The organism is Amycolatopsis sp. NPDC026612, from assembly GCF_040638285.1.
Taxonomy (GTDB): Bacteria; Actinomycetota; Actinomycetes; order Mycobacteriales; family Pseudonocardiaceae; genus Amycolatopsis.
On sequence record NZ_JBEZYB010000085.1, the window covers coordinates 12,822 to 31,418 of the forward strand.

Sequence of the window (18,597 nt, forward strand, 5' to 3'; positions counted from 1 at the left end):
CCGGGGACTCCGCCACCCGAGCCCCCTGAAAATGGCAGTGACATCTGGGGCTTCGCCCCAAGTCGGGGACTCCGCCACCCGAGCCCCCTGAAAATGGCAGTGACATCTGGGGCTTCGCCCCAAGTCGGGGACTCCGCCACCCGAGCCCCCTGAAAATGTCGGGGGTGGTCGGCATGATGTCCCTGTGCAGGTGGTCGCCGGACGGGAGGAGGACGGGAGCTTCAGCGTGCACGCGCCGTCTTCGACGGTGGTGGGCCTGGACGAGGCGGGTTTCGCGGCCATGGCCCGGGAGCTGGAGGCGTCGGTCGCGCCGCGGTGGGTGTTCCCGTCGGTCGAGGGGACCTATCCGGTCCTGCTGGCGGCCGGGCTGCGGGTGCGCCGCTGCTACGACCTCGAGCTGGCCGAGGGGCTGCTGCTGGCGTACGAGGGCGCGGAGGAGCAGTCGCGGAGCCTGCGTGCGGCCTGGGCCAGAGCGAACGGCGAAGAACCGCCCCCGGAGGCGGCGGCGGTCGAGCTGGCGCAGCCGACGCTGTTCGAGACCCGCGCGCCGACGTTGCCCGAGGGCGTGACGGTCGTCACGGCGGTCCGGCGGGTGCTCGCGGAACAGGAGCGGCGGGTGGCGGCCGGCGAGCACCCGGACCGGCTGCGGCTGCTGCTGGCCGCGGAGTCGGCGAGCGCGCTGGCCGCGGCGGAGATGTCGGCCGACGGCCTGCCCTGGCGCGCCGACGTGCACGAGGCGCTGCTGGCGTCGCGGCTGGGGCCGCGGGTGCCTGCCGGGCAGCGGCCGAAGGCGCTGGTCGAGCTGGCCGCGAAGATCAGCGAGGCCTTCGGCGGGCGGCCGGTCAACCCGGACTCGCCACCGAGCGTGGTGCGGGCACTGGCCCGCGCCGGCATCGAGGTGCCGTCGGCGCGGAAGTACCTGCTCCGCGGGATCGACCACCCCGCGGTCGGGCCGTTGCTGGAGTACAAGGAGCTGTCGCGGCTGTACACCGCGAACGGCTGGACGTGGCTCGACGAGTGGGTCGCCGACGGCCGGTTCCGCCCGCACTACGTCGTCGGCGGCGTGGTGTCCGGGCGGTGGGCCAGCCGCGGCGGCGGGGCGCTGCAGATCCCGAAGGTGCTGCGCACCTGCGTCCGGGCGGACCCGGGCTGGAAGCTGGTGGTGGCCGACGCGGCCCAGCTGGAGCCCCGGGTGCTCACGGCGTTGTCGGGCGACCGGCGGCTGGCCGACGTCGCGGCGGCGACGGACCTGTACGCGCGGCTGGGCGAGGCGCTGTTTTCCGGCGCGCGCTGGGTGCCGGCCCCGGACGACGACCGCGACGACCGCTCCCGGGCGAAGATCGCGATGCTCTCGGCGATGTACGGCGGCACGTCCGGCGAAGCGGGGCCGCTGCTGGGGCTGCTGCGGCAGCGGTTCCCGGATGCGGTGTCCTATGTGGAGCGTGCGGCCCAGGCGGGCGAACGTGGCGAGCGGGTGCGGTCCCGCCTGGGCCGCACGTCTCCCGCGCCGTCGGCGGCCTGGCGCGCGCTGACCGGCGGGCTGGCGCCGGACGAAGCGGCGGAGCTGACGGCCCGCCGGGCCTCCCGCGGCTGGGGCCGGTTCACCCGCAACTTCGTGGTCCAGGCGAGCGCGGCGGACATGACGGCGGTGATGCTGGCCACGCTGCGCGCCCGCCTCCCCGCCCCCGCCCACCTGGTCTTCTTCCAGCACGACGAGGTCATCGTCCACACCCCGGCTCCCCTCGCCGAGGCCGTCACCCAGTCCATTGTGGACTCGATTGACGAGGCGGCAACGATGTTGTTCGGCCCGGCCTGCCCGGTCCGCTTCCCGATGCAGACAGCCGCGGTCGACACCTACGCCGACGCCAAGTAGCCGTGCGTCCCGGCCGCCCCCGGGCCGGGAGCGGCCGGATCGATCGCTACGGGAACATCGGCAGGGACTGCGTTCCGACGTCCTGGTTCGGGAGCGTCTTGCCCGGGTTGCCGCGGAAGTCGGTCCAGGCCGGGTGCAGCCGGAAGTCGGCGCCGACGGCCGCCGCGGTGTAGTCGCCGATGAACACGCCCTGGAGTTCCTTGCCGGTCTCCGCGCCCGTCGAGACGAACTGGACCTGCGGGTTCGCCGTCTGGGTCGTGATCCGCCGGATCGGGGACAGGCGGTCGCCCCAGCCGGTGGCGTACGCGTAGTCGAGCCCGATGCCGTTCGGGTCGTAGGCACGCGTGTAGAAGGTGACGGCGACCCGTCCGGCCAGCGCCGCGACCGCCGGGAACACCTCGTCGGCGCCGCTGCCGATCTTCACCGGCTTCGACCAGCCGTGCCGGCCGTCGGACCCGCTCAGGAAGGCGTCGCCGTTCGTCTTCACCGACTCGCCGTCGCGGTAGGTGCCGTTGCGGTCGTCGGCCCAGGTGACCCACAGGTGGTCGGTCACCCGGTCGTAGGTCAGCTGCGGGAAGCTGTTGACGCGGAAGTTCTCCCCGGTCAGCGCGTTGTTGGCGACGTCTTCGTCGACCGGGAAGTCGAAGTCGAGCCCCACCTCGGTGTGCCGGAACGTCCGGCCGCCGTCGCGCGAGGTCGCCACGACGACGGCGTCGTGGTCGGCCGGCTGGTCGCACGCGGCCGTCGCGCACACCGACGTCTCGTAGGCGACCTGGAGCGTCCCGTCCCGGGTGACGACCGGGTTCGAGCCGCTGCCGAACGGCGTGATCCCACCGGAGAAACCGGTCAGCGACGGCGAAATCCGGCGCATCGGCGACCACGTCCGGCCGAAATCGCGGGACTTCGACAGCACGATCGGCGACTCGGTGAACGCCCCGGTCGCGTCGTAGGTGAACTGCGTCCAGGTCACGTAGACGTCGCCGGTGACCGGGTCGGCGGCGATCCACTCCTTGTCGTTGAAGATGTTCGTGGGCGTCGGCGTGCCCGCCGGGGTCACGCCGTCGAGGTGCAGGATCGCCGGGTCGCCGAAGCTGCGCCCGCCGTCGTGGGACACGGACACGGCGATGCCGCTGGCGAGCTGCTGGTCGTCCGGTACCGCCGCGCGGCTGAACACGAGCGTCGCGTAGTAGACGGTGTTGTGCGGCCCGAAGGCGATGGCCGGGTCGCCCGCCGCGTCCATGTAGGACAGCGGTGCGGCCGCGCCGGTCGGGAAGTCGAGGTGGGGCAGCTGGACGTTCGCCCAGGTCCGGCCGCCGTCGAACGAGGTGTAGGCGAAGCCGCCGGAGTCGTTGCGGGACTCGCGGGTGTTGTACAGCCGGTAGTCGTTCGCCCCGGCGACGATGTTGCGCGGGTTCTCCGGGTTGACGGCGATGGTGGTCTCGTTCTGGGCCGTGCTGCAGCCGGTCTGACTGCCGGTCGGCACGATGGTGTCCCCGGCGATGACGTCGGTGTTCGGCGCGAGCGGCCGGTAGGGGTTCGGCTTGCCGATGTAGGTCTGGCAGAGCGCGGACAGCGCGGGATCGTCGCCGTCCTCCTCTTCCTCCTCGGCGAACCGCTCCTTGAGCAGCGGATTCGGCACGTCGTGCCGCGGCTCCGCGGCCATCCGGGCGATCTTGTGCTTACCGGCGTGGGGATCAACGGGCAGCGGCGCAGCCCCGGTGGCGGCCTGCGCGGCGGGCGCGAGGACGACGGCGAGCGGGAGCAGAAGCGCGGTGCAGGCAGCGACGATTCTTCGCTTGGCGGACGAAACACCCAAGGACATCGGGAAGTCCTTTCCCAGGAGGCTATCCAGCCGCCCCAGGCTTGACGTCCGCACGCCCCCGGTCAACCGCCGGAAGTGTGGAGCCGGACATACCCGGCGGGCTCACGCCAGTGCGTCGTCCAAGGCCTTCGTGATCCGCTTCAGCGACACCGGATGAGCCGTCCCGAGCGTCTGGGCGAAGAACGAAACCCGCAGCTCCTCGATCATCCACCGTACCTCGCGCAGGGCCGGCGACGACGTCCCCGGCGGCAGGGAAGCCAGCGCGTCCTCGTACTCGCGGGTGATCCACGCGATGTCCGCCGTGCGCTGCAGGTCGCGCGTCGGCTCCGAAACCAGCTTCTCCAGCCGCCGGGAAATCCCCTGCAGGTACCGCACCACGTGCCGCAGCCGCGCCGCACCCGTCTCCGTCACGAAACCCGGGTACACCAGGCCGGCGAGCTGGGCGCGGATGTCGGCCACGGACTCCGCGGGGCCACGCGGCGAAGACAGCTGCACTTCGACGTCGTTCGCCGCGCGGAGGATCTTCTCCACGTCCCTCAGCACGTCCAGCACCGCCGGGTGCAGCCCGGCCCGGACCTGCTCCAGCAGCACCTTGAAGCCGGTTTCGTCCCACTTCGGGCCACCCGCCGCCGTCATCAGCGCGTCCACCGCGCAGTCGACGCAGTCCTCGAGCAGCGCCGCGACGCTGCCGTGCGGGTTCCGGTTCAGGACCAGCTTGGACGAGTTGGACAGCGACCGCGTGATGAACTTCATCGGCGAGCTCAGGTTCAGCCGCAGCATCCGCCGGGTGCCGGCCCACATCGCGTGGTGCTGCTGACCCGGCGTGTCGAGCAGCCGCACGGCCACCGACTCGCCCTCGTCGACCAAGGCGGGGTAGGCCTTGACGTCGTGGCCGCGCTGCGTCGACTCGAACACCTTCGGCAGCGAGCCGAACGCGGGTTTCGTCAGGCCGGCCTTCTCGAGGGTGTTGCCCGCCTTCGAGATCGTCTCCCGGACCTTCGGGGCCAGCCGTCGCTGCAGCTCCTCGACGTCCTTGCCCTCGGCGACCTTCTTGCCGCGGTCGTCGACCACCCGGAACGTCATCTTCAGGTGCTCCGGCACCGAGGACAGGTCCCAGTCCGCGTACGGCACCGTCACCCCGCGCAGCGCACGCAGCTCGCGGCCGAGCAACTCCAGCAGCGGACCGTCCGAAGGAGACACTCGCGAAAGGACGTACTGGGCCGTGTCCGGCGCCGGGACGAAGTTGCGGCGCACCGCCTTCGGCAGCGACTTGATCAGCTGGGTGACCAGTTCCGAACGCAGCCCGGGCACCTGCCAGTCGAACCCGTCCGGCGTCACCTGGTTGAGCACCGGCAGCGGGATGTGCACGGTGACGCCGTCGGCGTCCGCGCCCGGCTCGAACTGGTAGGTCAGCTTGAAGACCTGCGTGCCCTGCGTCCACGAGTCCGGGTAGTCGGACTCCCGCACGCCGCCCGCGGTCTCGTTGATGAGCATCGACTTCTCGAACGACAGCAGGTCCGGCTGCTCGTGCCGCGCCTTCTTCCACCAGCTGTCGAAGTGGCGCACCGACACGACGTCCGCCGGCACCCGCGCGTCGTAGAACTCGTACAGCGTCTGGTCGTCGACGAGGATGTCGCGCCGCCGCGCCCGGTTTTCGAGGTCCTCGACCTCCTCCAGCAGCGCCCGGTTCTCGGCGAAGAAGTGGTGCCGCGTCTGCCAGTCGCCCTCGACCAGCGCGTGCCGGAGGAACAGCGCCCGCGACAGCTCCGGGTCGATCCGGCCGTAGTTGACGCGGCGGTCGGCGATCAGCGGGACGCCGTACAGCGTCACCTTCTCGGTCGCCATCACCGCGCCCTGCTTGCGTTCCCAGTGCGGCTCGGAGTACGAACGCTTGACGACGTGCCCGGCCAGCGGCTCGACCCACTCGGGTTCGATGCGCGCGTTGACCCGCGCCCACAGCCGGGACGTCTCGACCAGCTCCGCCGACATCACCCAGCGCGGCTGCTTCTTGAACAGCGCCGACCCCGGGAACACGCCGAAGCGGGCACCGCGCGCGCCCAGGTAGTCGCCCTTCGCCGGGTCCTTGAGCCCGATGTGCGAGAGCAGCCCGGCGATCAGCGACGTGTGCACGCGCTGGGGGTCGGCCGGGGCCGTGTTCGTGTTCAGCGAGATGCCGAGCGGCTTGGCCAGCTGACGCAGCTGGCTGAAGATGTCCTGCCATTCGCGCAGCCGCAGGTAGTTCAGGTACTCGGTGCGGCACATGCGCCGGAACTGGTTGCCGGACAACGCCTTCTGCTGCTCGGCGACGTACTCCCAAAGATTCAGGTAGGCGAGGAAGTCCGACGTCGGATCGGCGAACCGCGCGTGCTGGGCGTCCGCCGCCTGCTGTTTCTCGGCCGGCCGCTCGCGCGGGTCCTGGATGGACAGCGCGGCGGCGATGATCATGACTTCGCGGACGCAGCCGTTCTTCGCCGCTTCCAGGACCATCCGGCCCATCCGCGGGTCGACCGGCAGCTGCGCGAGCTTGCGGCCGATGTCGGTCAGGCTGCGGTCGGAGCCGGAATCGGTGGGGGCGAACGCGCCCAGCTCCTGCAGCAGGCCGACGCCGTCGGCGACCTGCCGGCGGTCCGGCGGTTCGACGAACGGGAACGCCGCGATGTCACCGAGGCCCAGCGACGTCATCTGCAGGATGACCGAGGCGAGGTTGGTCCGCAGGATCTCGGGATCGGTGAACTCGGGACGGCTTTCGAAGTCCTCTTCGGAGTACAGCCGGATGCAGATGCCGTCCGACGTCCGGCCACAGCGGCCCTTGCGCTGGTTCGCCGACGCCTGCGACACCGGTTCGATCGGCAGCCGCTGCACCTTGGTGCGGTGGCTGTAGCGGGAGATCCGCGCGGTGCCCGGGTCGACGACGTACTTGATGCCGGGCACGGTCAGCGACGTCTCGGCGACGTTGGTCGCGAGCACCACGCGGCGCCCGGTGTGGGACTGGAAGATGCGCTGCTGCTCGGCCGCCGACAGCCGCGCGTACAACGGCAGCACCTCGGTGTTGCGCAGGTCGGCGCGGTTGAGGACGTCCGCGGTGTCGCGGATTTCGCGCTCGCCGGAGAGGAACACCAGGATGTCGCCGGGTCCCTCGGCGCACAGCTCCTCGACGGCGTCGAGGATGCCCTGCGTCTGGTCGCGTTCGTCGTCACCTTCGGGGTCTTCGGGGTCGACGAGCGGCCGGTAACGCGTCTCGACCGGGTACGTCCGGCCGGAAACCTCCACGATCGGCGCGTCGTCGAAGTGCTTCGAGAACCGCTCCGGGTCGATCGTCGCCGAGGTGATGATGACCTTGAGGTCGGGGCGGCGCGGCAGCAGCTGCTTGAGGTAGCCGAGGATGAAGTCGATGTTGAGGCTGCGCTCGTGGGCCTCGTCGATGATCAGCGTGTCGTACTGGCGCAGCGACCGGTCGGTCTGGATCTCGGCCAGCAGGATGCCGTCGGTCATCAGCTTGACCAGCGTGTCCTGCCCGGACTGGTCGGTGAAGCGCACCTTGTAGCCGACGGTCTGGCCGAGCTCGGTCTTGAGTTCGCTCGCGATCCGGTCGGCGACCGTGCGCGCGGCCAGCCGCCGCGGCTGGGTGTGCCCGATCTGGCCGCGGATGCCGCGGCCGAGCTCCAGGCAGATCTTCGGCAGCTGGGTGGTCTTGCCCGAGCCGGTCTCCCCCGCGACGATCACGACCTGGTGCCGGCCGATGGCGGCGGCGATCTCGTCCTTGAGCCTGCTGACCGGCAGCTCTTCCGGGTACTCGATCTTGGGGACGCTCTCGCGCCGCGACTGCACGCGCAGCTCGGCGGCGTCGACCTCGGCGGCGATCCGCGCGAGGACGGCGTCACGGTCGGGGGCTTTGCGGACACCGTCGAGCCGGCGACGCAGCCGGAGCTCGTCGCGCGGCATCAGCTCGGGCAGGCGCGCACGCAGCGCGGCGAAGGGGGATGACGTGGACATACCTCTTGCCAGGATAGCCCTGGGTGACGAACGGGGCTTCCGAATATCTCCGCCGCGTGACCGGGCGCACCCCAAGCGCCCCAATGTGGCCTTCGGTGCGTCAGACGCACCGAAGGCCGCCTTGGGTGCGTCTGACGCAACCAAGGCCACATTGGGGCGCTTGAGGCGGAGCCGGAGGAGGGCCGGGTCAGCTGCGCTGGAGGGAGTCCGGGCCCAGGTCGGCCAGGGTCCGGTGGCCGGAAAGACCCATCGTCAGGTCGAAGTCCGCCAGCAGGCTCCGCAGAACGTGGCGGACCCCGTCCTCGCCCGCGTGGGCCAGGCCGTACACCCAGGGCCGGCCGACCAGGACCGCCCGCGCGCCCAGCGCCAGCGCCTTGAGGACGTCGGCGCCGGTGCGGACGCCCGAGTCGAACAGCACCTCCAGCCGGTCGCCGACCGCCGCGACGATGCCCGGCAGCGCCTCCAGTGCGCCGATCGCGCCGTCGACCTGGCGGCCGCCGTGGTTCGACACCACGATGCCGTCCACGCCCGCCTCGGCCGCGCGGCGCGCGTCGGCGACGTGCTGAATGCCCTTGAGGACGATCGGGCCGTCCCAGTGCTCGCGCAGGAACGGCAGCTGGTCCCACGTCCGGTCGGTGCCGGTGAGCATGCCGATCCAGCGCAGGATCGCCATGTTCGGGTCGTCTTCCGGGGTCTTCTCGAGCAGGCCGCGGAACACCGGGTCGGTGAACGGGACGGCGCAGCCCTCGCCCTTCAGGAACGGCAGGTACGCCTGGTCCAGATCGGACGGCCGCCAGGCCAGCGTCCACGTGTCGAGCGTGACGACCAGCGCCGTGTAGCCGGCGTTCTTCGCCCGCGTCAGCAGGCTCGCGCAGACGTCGTTGTCGCCCGGCCAGTACAGCTGGAACCAGCGCGGGCCGTCGCCGTTGGCCGCCGCGGCGTCCTCGATGCCGGTCGACGACGCCGTGGACAGGATGAACGGCAGCCCCACCGAGGCGGCGGCGCGGGCGGTCGCGGACTCGGCGTCCGGGTGGACGATCGACTGAACACCGACCGGGGCGACGGCCACCGGCGCCGGCAGCCGGGTGCCGAGCACCGTCGTGGCCAGGTCGCGGTCGGTGGCGCCGGTCAGCATCCGCGGCACCACGCGCCAGCGGTCGAACGCCTCGCGGTTGGCGCGCGCGGTCGCACCGGAGCCGGCCGCGCCCGCGACGTAGGAGAACGGCCCGGGTGCCATGACCTCTCGGGCCGACGCTTCGAGCTTCGTCGCGTCGGTCGAGCACGGCGGCAGCTGACCACCGAGTCCCTGCAGGTAGAGCTCGTTCTGATAGCTGCCGAAGCGTTCGGTCACGGTGGCCTCCTCGCGGTCGAGGGGGCACTGTACCCGTCGGTACTTTCCCGCGGCGCCCGGAACTGACCGACGGGTAACCTGGGCGGCCCGACGTCCCGGAGGAGAAGACATGCGTGCGTACGACGTGGTCCTGTTCGGCGCCACCGGGTTCACCGGCGGCCTGACCGCCGAGTACCTGGCCCGCCACGCGCCCGCGGACCTGCGCTGGGCGCTCGCCGGGCGCAACCGCGGCAAGCTCGAAGCCGTCCGGACGCGGCTCGCGGAGATCGACGACCGGTTCGGCTCGCTCGACCTGCTGATCGCCGACTCCGCCGATCGCGCCTCGCTGCAGGCCGTCACTGAATCAGCGAAAGTGGTGATCTCGACCGTCGGCCCGTACCTGACACACGGCGAACCGCTGGTGGCGGCGTGCGCCGACGCGGGCACCGACTACGTCGACCTCACCGGCGAACCCGAGTTCGTCGACCGGATGTACCTGGCCCACGACCGGCGCGCCCGCGAGACCGGGGCGCGGCTGGTGCACGCGTGCGGGTTCGACTCGATACCGCACGACCTCGGCGCGTGGTTCACCGTGCAGCAGCTGCCCGAAGGCGTGCCGCTGAAGGTCGACGGCTACGTCCGGGCCGGCGGGATGCCCTCGGGCGGCACGGTGCTCAGCGCGCTCACCATCATGTCCCGCCTGCCGGCCGGGGCCCGGGCGGCGAAGGAACGCGCGGCCGCCGAACCGCGGCCGGCCGGGCGGTTCGCGCGTGCCCCGCTCGGGCGTCCGCACCGGGTCGCCGGCGCGGGCTGGTGGGCGGTGCCGCTGCCGACGATCGACCCGGAGGTCGTCCGCCGGTCGGCGGCCGCGTCCGAGCGCTACGGGCCCGACTTCACCTACCGGCACTTCGCGGCCGTGAAGCACCTGCCGGTGCTGGCCGGCGGGGTGGCCGGCGCGGGCGCCCTGCTCGCCGCGGCGCAGATCCCGCCGGCCCGGCGGGCCCTTTCCCGGCGGCTGGCGCCCGGCAGCGGCCCGAGCCCCGAGCGACGCGCGCGGTCGTGGTTCTCGGTGCGGTTCGTCGGCGAAGGTGGCGGTTCGCGGGTGGTGACGGAGGTGTCCGGCGGCGACCCGGGCTACGACGAGACGGCCAAGATGCTGGCGGAGTCGGCCCTCTGCCTGGCGACCGACGAGCTCCCGGCGACGGCGGGCCAGGTGACCACGGCCACCGCGATGGGCGGAGCCCTCGTGGGCCGGCTCACCAAGGCGGGAATCCGCTTCGCGACGCTGTGATCCCGTAGCCGGCGCCGCCCGGCCCCGCCCTCAATCACGCGAGTTTCGTCCTCAATCACGCGAGTTCCGGCCCCAGCCACGCGAGTGCCGCCTCCAGTCACGCGAGTTCCGTCCGGCGAAGGACGCCGGGCCGCCGACCGTCCTTTCCGGACTTGCGCGGTGGTCTGGACCGTTCACGAACATGAACGAATTCCGCCTCTTGTGGACCCCGTTGACTCTTCGCTACCGTGTCGCTACGCCGCAGCTCCACCCGCATCACCCGTACCCGCCGTGCATTCGACGGCGCATCCCGCGGAAAGGGTCTCCTCCCCATGAGCAAGAAGTTGCGGCCGGTCCTCATCGGCACGCTCGGCGCCGCCTCCGTGGCCGCCCTCGTGATCACCACGCCCGCCCTCTCCTCGGCCGCACCGGCGCCATCGGCCCCGAGCAGCGCGTCCGTGCTCGCCACCGGGGACCTGTCGGCCCCGGCCAAGAAGGAAATCGCGATGAAGCTGGTCTCCAGCGCGGAAAACTCCTCGCTGGACTGGAAGGCGCAGTACAAGTACATCGAGGACATCGGTGACGGCCGCGGCTACACCGCGGGCATCATCGGCTTCTGTTCCGGCACCGGCGACATGCTCGAACTCGTCGAGGCCTACACGAACTCCGTCCCGAACAACCCGCTGGCGAAGTACCTGCCCGCGCTGCGCAAGGTGAACGGCACGGACTCGCACACCGGGCTCGGCTCGGCGTTCGAAAGCGCGTGGAAGCAGGCCGCGGCCACCACGGCGTTCCAGACCGCGCAGAACAACGAGCGCGACCGCGTCTACTTCAACCCGTCGGTCAGCCAGGGCAAGTCGGACGGCTTGAGCAACCTCGGCCAGTTCGCCTACTACGACGCCATCGTGATGCACGGCCCCGGCGACAGCTCCGACAGCTTCGGTGGCATCCGCAAGGCCGCGATGAAGAAGGCGAAGACCCCGGCCCAGGGCGGTGACGAAGCGACGTACCTGAAGGCGTTCTTCGCCGCCCGCAAGGTGATCATGAAGCAGGAGGACGCGCACTCCGACACCTCGCGCGTCGACACCGAGCAGGCGAAGTTCCTGAGTGAGGGCAACTTCGACCTGCACACCCCGCTGAAGTGGAAGGTCTACGGGGACTCGTACACGATCAACTGAGCCGGGCTACCGGGTCAGGAGCGCATCCGCCGTGCGGGTGTTCAGGATGCGCTCCGGCCCGATCCCCGCCTTGATCGCGCGCTCGCAGCCGTAACCCAGCCAATCCAGCTGGCCCGGCGCGTGCGCGTCGCTGTCGATCGTGAAGTCGCAGCCGATTTCCGCAGCCAGGTGCAGCAGCCGCATCGGGGGGTCGAGCCGCTCCGGCCGCGAATTGATCTCCACCGCGACACCGTTCTCGCGGCACGCCGTGAACACCGCTTCGGCGTCGAACTCCGACTCCGGACGGCCGCGCCCGACGACCAGCCGGCCGGTGCAGTGGCCCAGCACCCGCACGTGCGGGTTCCGGACCGCCGCCACCATCCGGCGAGTCATGTCCCTGGCGGGCATCCGCAGCTTCGAGTGCACGCTCGCCACCACGAAGTCCAGCTGCCCCAGCAGTTCCTCTTCCTGGTCGAGGGAGCCGTCGTCGAGGATGTCGACCTCGATGCCCTGCAGCAGCCGGAAGGGCGCCATCAGCTCGTTGGCCTTGGCCACGATCTCCATCTGCGTCCGGAGCCGGTCCGGGGACAGCCCGTTCGCGACGGTCAGCCGCGGGGAGTGGTCGGTCAGCACCATCCACTCGTGCCCGAGGTCCCGGCCCGCGACGGCCATCTCCCCGATCGAGCTGCCGCCGTCCGACCAGTCCGAGTGGGTGTGGCAGTCGCCGCGCAACGCCGAGCGCAGCGGCTCGCCGTCCGGCAGCTTCTTCTCGACGATCTTCCCGCGGTAGGCCGGGTCACGGCCGGCCAGCGCGTCCTCGATGACGCCGGCGGTCGCCTTCCCGATCCCCGGCAACGACGTCAGCGTGCCGTTCTCCGCCAGCTGCGCCAGCTTCTCCGCGCCGGTCTTGTCGACGGTCGCGGCCGCGTTCCGGAACGCCCGGACGCGGTAGTTCGGTTCTCCCGCGCGTTCGAGCTGGAACGCGATCTCCCGCAACGCCCATGCCGGATCCATGGGACCTGTCTACCCCCTCCGGGGCAGTTGGTGCAGCTCGACGCCGGCCAGCGCACCGTTCTCGATGCGGGCCGTCTGGTAGGTGCAGTACGGCTGGCGACGGCGGTCCGTCGGCGAACCGGGGTTCAGCAGCCGCAGCCCCGCCGGGGTCACCGTGTCCCACGGGATGTGGCTGTGCCCGAAGACCAGCACGTCGGTGTCCGGGAACTGCGCGTCACAGCGCTGCTCACGCCCCTGCTTGGCGCCGGTCTCGTGGATCACGGCCACGCGCACGCCGTCGAGCTCCGCCCGCGCGATCTCCGGCAGCCGGGCCCGCAGCGCCGGGCCGTCGTTGTTGCCGTACACGCCGATGAGCCGCTTGCTGCGCTCGTCGAGTTCGTCCAGGAGGGCGACGTCGACCCAGTCGCCCGCGTGCACGACGACGTCCGCGGCCGCCACCTCGGCCCACACCTGCGGCGGCAGCTCGCGGGCGCGGGCGGGCAGGTGGGTGTCCGAGATCAGCAGCAGCCTCATCCGATGGCCTTGAGAACCCGTTCCAGGAACCCGCCGATGTGGTCCTTGAGCAGCGCCGCGGCGCCCTCGGCGTCCCCCTTCTTCGCCGCCGCGAGGACCGCCTTGTGCTCGTTCCACTCCTTCTTCCAGCTGGGGTTGGCCTCCCAGCCGACGACGCTGATCAGCGCCGCGCGGTCCTTGAGGTCGTCGAGGATGCTGACCAGCAGCGGGTTGCCGCAGCCGCGGTAGAGGGCGCGGTGGAACCGGCGGTTCAGCAGGCTCAGCGCGACCTGGTCCTTGTCGGCGATCGCCGAGGACGCCTCCTTCAGCGCCTCCGCCGCGTCTTCGAGCAGTTCGGGATCGCGCTGCTCCACCGTCCGCCGGACGGCTTCGGGTTCGAGCACCGTCCGGACGTCGTAGACGGACTTCGCGAGCTCGGCGTCGACCCTGATCACCGAGGCGCCCTTGTACGGGCTGAACGTCACCAGCCCGGAGTTGGAGAGCACCTTGAGTGCCTCGCGCACGGGGGTCTTCGACACGCCGAGCCGGGCGGCCAGCTCCGCCTCGACGAGCGGTTGACCGGGCACCAGTTCCCGGGTCAGGATGCCGCGGCGGATCTCTTCCAGGACCACTTCGGTCCGGGAAGCGGGCAGGCTGAACGTCCCGGTCATGGTGCGCTCCCTCGTCGTGTCGAAGCCCATTCAACCAGGCCCGCGAGATCATATATCAGATGCCATACTGGATGGCATGAAGGAACCTGAGGAGCTCCGCAGCCACCGGTGGTTCGGCGGCGACGAACTGCGCAACTTCAGCCACCGCGCCCGCAGCCGCCAGCTCGGCTACAACCCGGAAGAGCACCTCGGCAAACCGGTGATCGGCATCCTCAACACGTGGTCGGACATCAACCCCTGCCACATGCACCTGCGTGAACGCGCCGAGCAGGTCAAGCGCGGTGTCTGGCAGGCCGGCGGCTTCCCGCTGGAGTTCCCGGTGGCCACGCTTTCGGAGACCTACCAGAAGCCGACCCCGATGCTCTACCGCAACCTGCTGGCCATGGAGACCGAAGAGATCCTCCGGTCCTACCCGATCGACGGCGCCGTCCTCATGGGCGGCTGCGACAAGACCACGCCGGCCCTGCTGATGGGCGCGGCCAGCGCGGGACTGCCCGCGATCTTCGTCCCGGCCGGGCCGATGCTGCGCGGGCACTGGCGCAACGAGGTCCTCGGCAGCGGCACCGACATGTGGAAGTACTGGGACGAGAAGCGCGCCGGGCTGATCGGCGACGCCGAGATGTCCGAACTGGAGCGCGGTCTCGCGCGTTCGCCGGGGCACTGCATGACGATGGGGACGGCGTCGACCATGACCTCGGCCGCCGAAGTGCTCGGCGTGACGCTGCCGGGCGCCGCGTCCATCCCCGCCGTCGATTCGGCGCACCACCGGATGGCCGCGGCGAGCGGCGCCCGGATCGTCGACATGGTCCGGGAGGACCTGACGATCACGCAGGTGCTGGACAAGCGGGCGTACGCGGACGCGATCACCACCGTGCTCGCGCTCGGCGGCTCGACCAACGCCGTGATCCACCTGATCGCGATGGCCGGCCGCAGCGGCATCCCGCTCAGCCTCACCGACTTCGACGCGATCGCGCGGCGGGTGCCGGTGCTGGCGAACATCCGCCCCGGCGGCGACTGGCTGATGGAGGACTTCTACTACGCCGGCGGCCTGCCGGGGCTGCTGTCGCGGCTGACCGACCTGCTGCACACCGACCGGCTCACCGTCACCGGCCGCACGCTCGGCGAGAACCTTTCGACGGCGAGCGTGCACAACGACGACGTCATCCGGCCGCGGGAGAACCCGGTCGCCGCCGAAGGCGGAGTCGCTGTGCTGCAGGGGAACCTGGCACCCTCGGGGGCGGTGATCAAGCACATCGCCGCCGAGCCGCACCTGCTGACCCACACCGGCCCGGCCGTCGTGTTCGAAAACTATTCCGACCTGAAGAAGCGGATCGACAACCCGTCGATCACCGCGGACTCGGTGCTGGTGCTGCGCGGCTCCGGCCCGCTCGGCGGCCCCGGCATGCCCGAATACGGCATGCTGCCGATCCCCGCGCACCTGCTCGAACGGGGTGTCCGGGACATGGTCCGGATCTCCGACGCCCGGATGAGCGGCACGAGCTACGGCGCCTGCGTCCTGCACGTGGCCCCCGAGTCGCACGTCGGCGGGCCACTGGCCCTGGTCCGCGACGGCGACCTCATCACCCTCGACGTGCCTTCGCGCACCCTGCGGCTCGAGGTGCCCGATGAGGAACTGGAGCGGCGGCGTGCCGGGTGGACCGCGCCGGCCCCCCGGTTCGAACGCGGTTACGGCGCGCTCTACAGCGAACACATCACGCAGGCCGACGCAGGCTGCGACTTCGATTTCCTGGCCAGGGCCGGGCACAACCCCGAACCCGACGCCGGCTGAGCTGGCCCCGGCGGGCACAGTCCACCCATTCGTGACCGATTCATCCCCCGTTAGGGCGAGTCGTACGGCTTGTCCGGGTGCCCCGTACGCTGATCCCGTCACCGGGGCGACCCGGTGCCGCGTTGGAGGGGTGGAGAGTTGCCGTACGAACCGCGCTGGCCCGAGTCACACGGTGAGCAGACGGACGTCCTGCCGGTCGTCCGGCCCGAACCGGACCCGGAGCCCCCTCGGCCCGGCCGCCACGCCCTCCGCAAGGCCGGCTGGGTCGCGGGCGGGCTGCTCGGCTTGGTCGTCGTGGTCTACGGGGCCGACCTGCTGCTCAGCCAGGGCAGCGTCCCGCGCGGCGTCACGGTGGCCGGGGTCGACGTCGGCGGGATGGGGCGCGACGCCGCCGAGCAGGAACTGCGCGGGCGGATCGAACCGCGGCTCACGCGCCCCCTCGCCGTGACCGCGGGCGACGTCCGGGGCACGCTGTCGCCGACGCTGGCCGGGTTGCGCCTGGACTGGGCGCAGACGCTCGACCAGGCCGGCGAGCAGCCGCTCAACCCGTTCACGCGGTTCGCTTCGCTGTTCTCCAGCCGCGAGGTCGGCGTCGTCAGCCACGCCGAGGACGCCAAGCTCACCGCCGCGCTGGAGGCGCTGCGCGGCCAGGTCGACCGCGACCCGGTCGAGGGCACCGTGAAGTTCGAGGGCACCGAGCCGGTCGCCGTGCCGCCGAAGGCCGGGCAGAAGCTCGACGTGCCGGGCGCGACCGCCGCCGTCGTCGAGAAGTGGGCGCGCGGGGAAACCCTCGTGCTGCCGGTGACCAGCGCGCCGGTCCGCACCACCCCCGAAGGCGTCCAGGCGGCGCTCGAGCAGTTCGCGCGCCCGGCCGTCTCCGGCCCGCTGCTGATCAGGGGCGACGGCAAGGACGCCACCGTGAAGCCGGCGGTCATCGCCACGGCGATCACCTTCGCACCGGCCGACGGCGGCGGGCTGACACCGAAGATCGACAACGCGAAGATCGCCGAAGCCGCCGGGCCGCAGCTCAAGTCCACCGAGAAGGAGGGCAAGGAGGCGACGGTCGTCTTCGCGGGCGGCAAGCCCACGGTCGACCCCTCCACCGACGGCCGGACCGTCGACTGGGACCCCAGCCTCAAGCCGCTACCCGACGTGCTGAAGAAGACCGACGGCCGCGAAGTCCCGGCCGTCTACAAGGACAGCCCGGCGAAGGTGACCACCGAGCAGGCGAACCAGCTGGGCATCAAGGAAGTCGTCGGCGAGTTCACCACCGAGAAGTTCGCGGCCGACTCCGGCACCAACATCCGCGTCGTCGCGCAGAAGGTGAACGGCGCCATCGTCAAGCCGGGGGAAACCTTCAGCCTCAACGGGTTCACCGGCCCGCGCGGCCGGCCACAGGGTTACGTCGAAGCTGGCGTGATCAAGGACGGCGCCCCGGGGCGCGAGGTCGGCGGCGGCATCTCGCAGTTCGCGACCACGCTGTACAACGCGGCGTACTTCGCGGGCATGAAGGACGCCGGGCACAAGGAACACAGCTACTACATCAGCCGCTACCCCGCCGCTCGCGAAGCCACGGTGTTCCAGAACCCCGACGGCGCCAGCGTCATCGACCTCAAGTTCACCAACGACTCGCCGACCGGCATCGCGATCCAGACGATCTGGACGCCGTCGTCGATCACCGTGAAGCTGTGGGGCACCAAGCGCTACACCGTCGAGTCGATCCCGGGTGCCCAGACCAATCAGAGCGACCCGCCGACCAAGCCGGGCCCGGCCGAGAATTGTCACGTCTCGAACGGCGCGCCGGGGTTCACCACCACCGACACCCGCGTGCTCAAGGACGCCGCCACCGGCCGCGAGGTCGGCCGGTCGACCCGGACGGTCCACTACAACCCGCAGCCGAAAATCACCTGCGGCACGGAGTAACGCCTCCTAACGGACGTTCACCCAGCGCGTCCACCCAGGTACCCTGAGTGCGTCCGGCGAGGCACCGGAGGCGCCATGACAGCACGGGCGACAGGGTTCCGCGAGGTCCTCGCGGTGACCGAGTTCCGGGCGCTGTTCTCCGCCCAGCTGATCACGGTCACCGGTGACCAGCTCGCCAGGGTCGCGCTGTCGATCCTGGTGTACGACCGCACGAACTCCCCGGGCTGGGCCGCGCTGACCTACGCGCTGACGTTCCTGCCGGACCTCGTCGGCGGGCCGCTGCTGTCCGGCCTGGCCGACCGGTACCCGCCGCGGTCGGTGATGGTCGCCGCCGACGTTCTGCGTGCGGTCGCGGTGACGGCGATGGCCGCACCCGGCCTGCCGCTGCCCGCGGTGGCGGCCCTGCTGGTCGGCGTCCAGCTGTTCAACCCGGTGTGGAACTCCGCGCGGGCGGCCCTGCTGCCGCAGGTGCTGCCCGGCGAGACGTTCGTGCCCGGGATGGGGCTGCTGATGATGCTCGTGCAGGCCGGCCAGGTCGCCGGGTTCGCGCTCGGCGGGCTGCTCGTGGCGGGCGCCGGGACCGGCGGCGCGCTGCTCGCCGACGCGGCGAGTTTCGCGGTGTCGGCACTGTTCCTGGCCGCCGGCGTGCGGCCGCGGCCACCGCGGGCCGAATCCGGGGTCCGGTGGTGGCGGCACGTGCGGGCGGGCTGGACGGTGGTCGTGGGCGACCGGCGACGGCTGGCACTGGTCGCGCTCGGCTGCGTGTCCGGGTTGTACATCGCGGGCGAGGCGATCGCCGCGCCGTACGCCGCCGAACTCGGCGGGGGCGCGGTGGTGGTGGGGCTGCTGCTCGGGGCCTACGCGCTGGGCAACGTCCTGGGCATGGCCGCGCTGTCGAGGATCCCGCCGGCGCGGCGCGGCCGGCTTCTGGGGCCACTGGCGGTGCTGGCGTGCGCGGCCCTGCTGGGCTGCGCGCTGCGGCCAAACCTCGAAGGCACGCTCACGCTGCTGACGCTGTCCGGCATCGCGAGTTCGTACAACCTCATCGCCAACACGACCTTCGTGCAGCTGACCCCGGACGCCCAGCGCGCGCAGGCGTTCGGCTTCGCGCTGACCGCGTTGCGGGTGTCGCAGGGTCTCGGTGTGGTGCTGGCCGGGGTGGCGGCCGAACGCGCGGCCCCGCACGACGTCGTCGCGGGGGCGGGCGCGCTGGGGGTGGTGGCCGCTTTCGGCGCGGCCCGGCTGTGGCGGCGGGCACAACCG

General features: G+C 71.6%; 12 protein-coding genes. 6 read left to right on the forward strand and 6 right to left on the reverse strand.

Going from position 1 to position 18,597, the window contains the following annotated elements; genetic code table 11:
* Positions 1–184 precede the first annotated feature (184 nt).
* Positions 185–1,873, forward strand: coding sequence for a bifunctional 3'-5' exonuclease/DNA polymerase (locus tag AB0F15_RS38625; protein ID WP_360281668.1), 1,689 nt, complete (start codon positions 185–187; stop codon positions 1,871–1,873).
* Between the two features lie 46 nt (positions 1,874–1,919).
* Here the strand turns inward: AB0F15_RS38625 and AB0F15_RS38630 are convergent, their stop codons facing one another.
* The 3 genes from AB0F15_RS38630 to AB0F15_RS38640 all read right to left on the reverse strand — a co-directional run bounded on the left by AB0F15_RS38630 (position 1,920) and on the right by AB0F15_RS38640 (position 9,039).
* Complete coding sequence (locus AB0F15_RS38630) at positions 1,920–3,695, reverse strand: sialidase family protein (RefSeq protein ID WP_360281670.1); 1,776 nt, start codon at positions 3,693–3,695, stop codon at positions 1,920–1,922.
* Positions 3,696–3,797: 102 nt separating this feature from the next.
* A complete protein-coding gene (gene hrpA, locus AB0F15_RS38635) occupies positions 3,798–7,688 on the reverse strand; it encodes an ATP-dependent RNA helicase HrpA (protein WP_360281672.1) in 3,891 nt (1,296 codons plus the stop codon).
* Positions 7,689–7,875: 187 nt separating this feature from the next.
* On the reverse strand, positions 7,876–9,039 hold the full coding sequence (locus AB0F15_RS38640; protein ID WP_360281674.1) for a lactate 2-monooxygenase: 1,164 nt from the start codon (positions 9,037–9,039) through the stop codon (positions 7,876–7,878).
* A gap of 109 nt (positions 9,040–9,148) precedes the next feature.
* On the opposite strand from AB0F15_RS38640, the gene AB0F15_RS38645 reads away from it, so the two are divergent.
* Together AB0F15_RS38645 and AB0F15_RS38650 are read left to right on the forward strand one after the other, a co-directional pair.
* Positions 9,149–10,309: a saccharopine dehydrogenase NADP-binding domain-containing protein gene (locus AB0F15_RS38645; protein ID WP_360281676.1), complete on the forward strand. Its 1,161-nt coding sequence runs from the start codon at positions 9,149–9,151 to the stop codon at positions 10,307–10,309.
* 311 nt (positions 10,310–10,620) lie between these two features.
* Complete coding sequence (locus AB0F15_RS38650) at positions 10,621–11,466, forward strand: chitosanase (RefSeq protein WP_360281678.1); 846 nt, start codon at positions 10,621–10,623, stop codon at positions 11,464–11,466.
* Between the two features lie 6 nt (positions 11,467–11,472).
* Here AB0F15_RS38650 and AB0F15_RS38655 read toward each other — a convergent pair whose 3' ends face one another.
* The 3 genes from AB0F15_RS38655 to AB0F15_RS38665 are packed head-to-tail and all read right to left on the reverse strand — an operon-like array spanning position 11,473 to position 13,622.
* The gene (locus tag AB0F15_RS38655; protein ID WP_360281680.1) at positions 11,473–12,459 is read right to left on the reverse strand and encodes a PHP domain-containing protein; all 987 of its coding nucleotides are present in this window, start codon (positions 12,457–12,459) and stop codon (positions 11,473–11,475) included.
* Positions 12,460–12,468: 9 nt separating this feature from the next.
* The gene (locus AB0F15_RS38660; RefSeq protein ID WP_360281682.1) at positions 12,469–12,972 is read right to left on the reverse strand and encodes a YfcE family phosphodiesterase; all 504 of its coding nucleotides are present in this window, start codon (positions 12,970–12,972) and stop codon (positions 12,469–12,471) included.
* A complete protein-coding gene (locus tag AB0F15_RS38665; protein ID WP_360281684.1) occupies positions 12,969–13,622 on the reverse strand; it encodes a GntR family transcriptional regulator in 654 nt (217 codons plus the stop codon). Before AB0F15_RS38665 ends, AB0F15_RS38660 begins: the two co-directional genes overlap by 4 nt.
* A gap of 76 nt (positions 13,623–13,698) precedes the next feature.
* Between AB0F15_RS38665 and araD the strand changes: the two genes are divergently transcribed.
* The 3 genes from araD to AB0F15_RS38680 all read left to right on the forward strand — a co-directional run.
* Positions 13,699–15,411 carry an L-arabinonate dehydratase gene (gene araD, locus AB0F15_RS38670; RefSeq protein ID WP_360281686.1) on the forward strand — a complete coding sequence of 571 codons (1,713 nt, stop codon included), beginning with the start codon at positions 13,699–13,701 and terminating at the stop codon, positions 15,409–15,411.
* Between the two features lie 138 nt (positions 15,412–15,549).
* Complete coding sequence (locus AB0F15_RS38675) at positions 15,550–17,334, forward strand: VanW family protein (protein ID WP_360281688.1); 1,785 nt, start codon at positions 15,550–15,552, stop codon at positions 17,332–17,334.
* Positions 17,335–17,409: 75 nt separating this feature from the next.
* Positions 17,410–18,597 (forward strand): MFS transporter (locus AB0F15_RS38680; protein WP_360281690.1); only part of this gene is annotated, 1,188 nt, incomplete at its 3' end.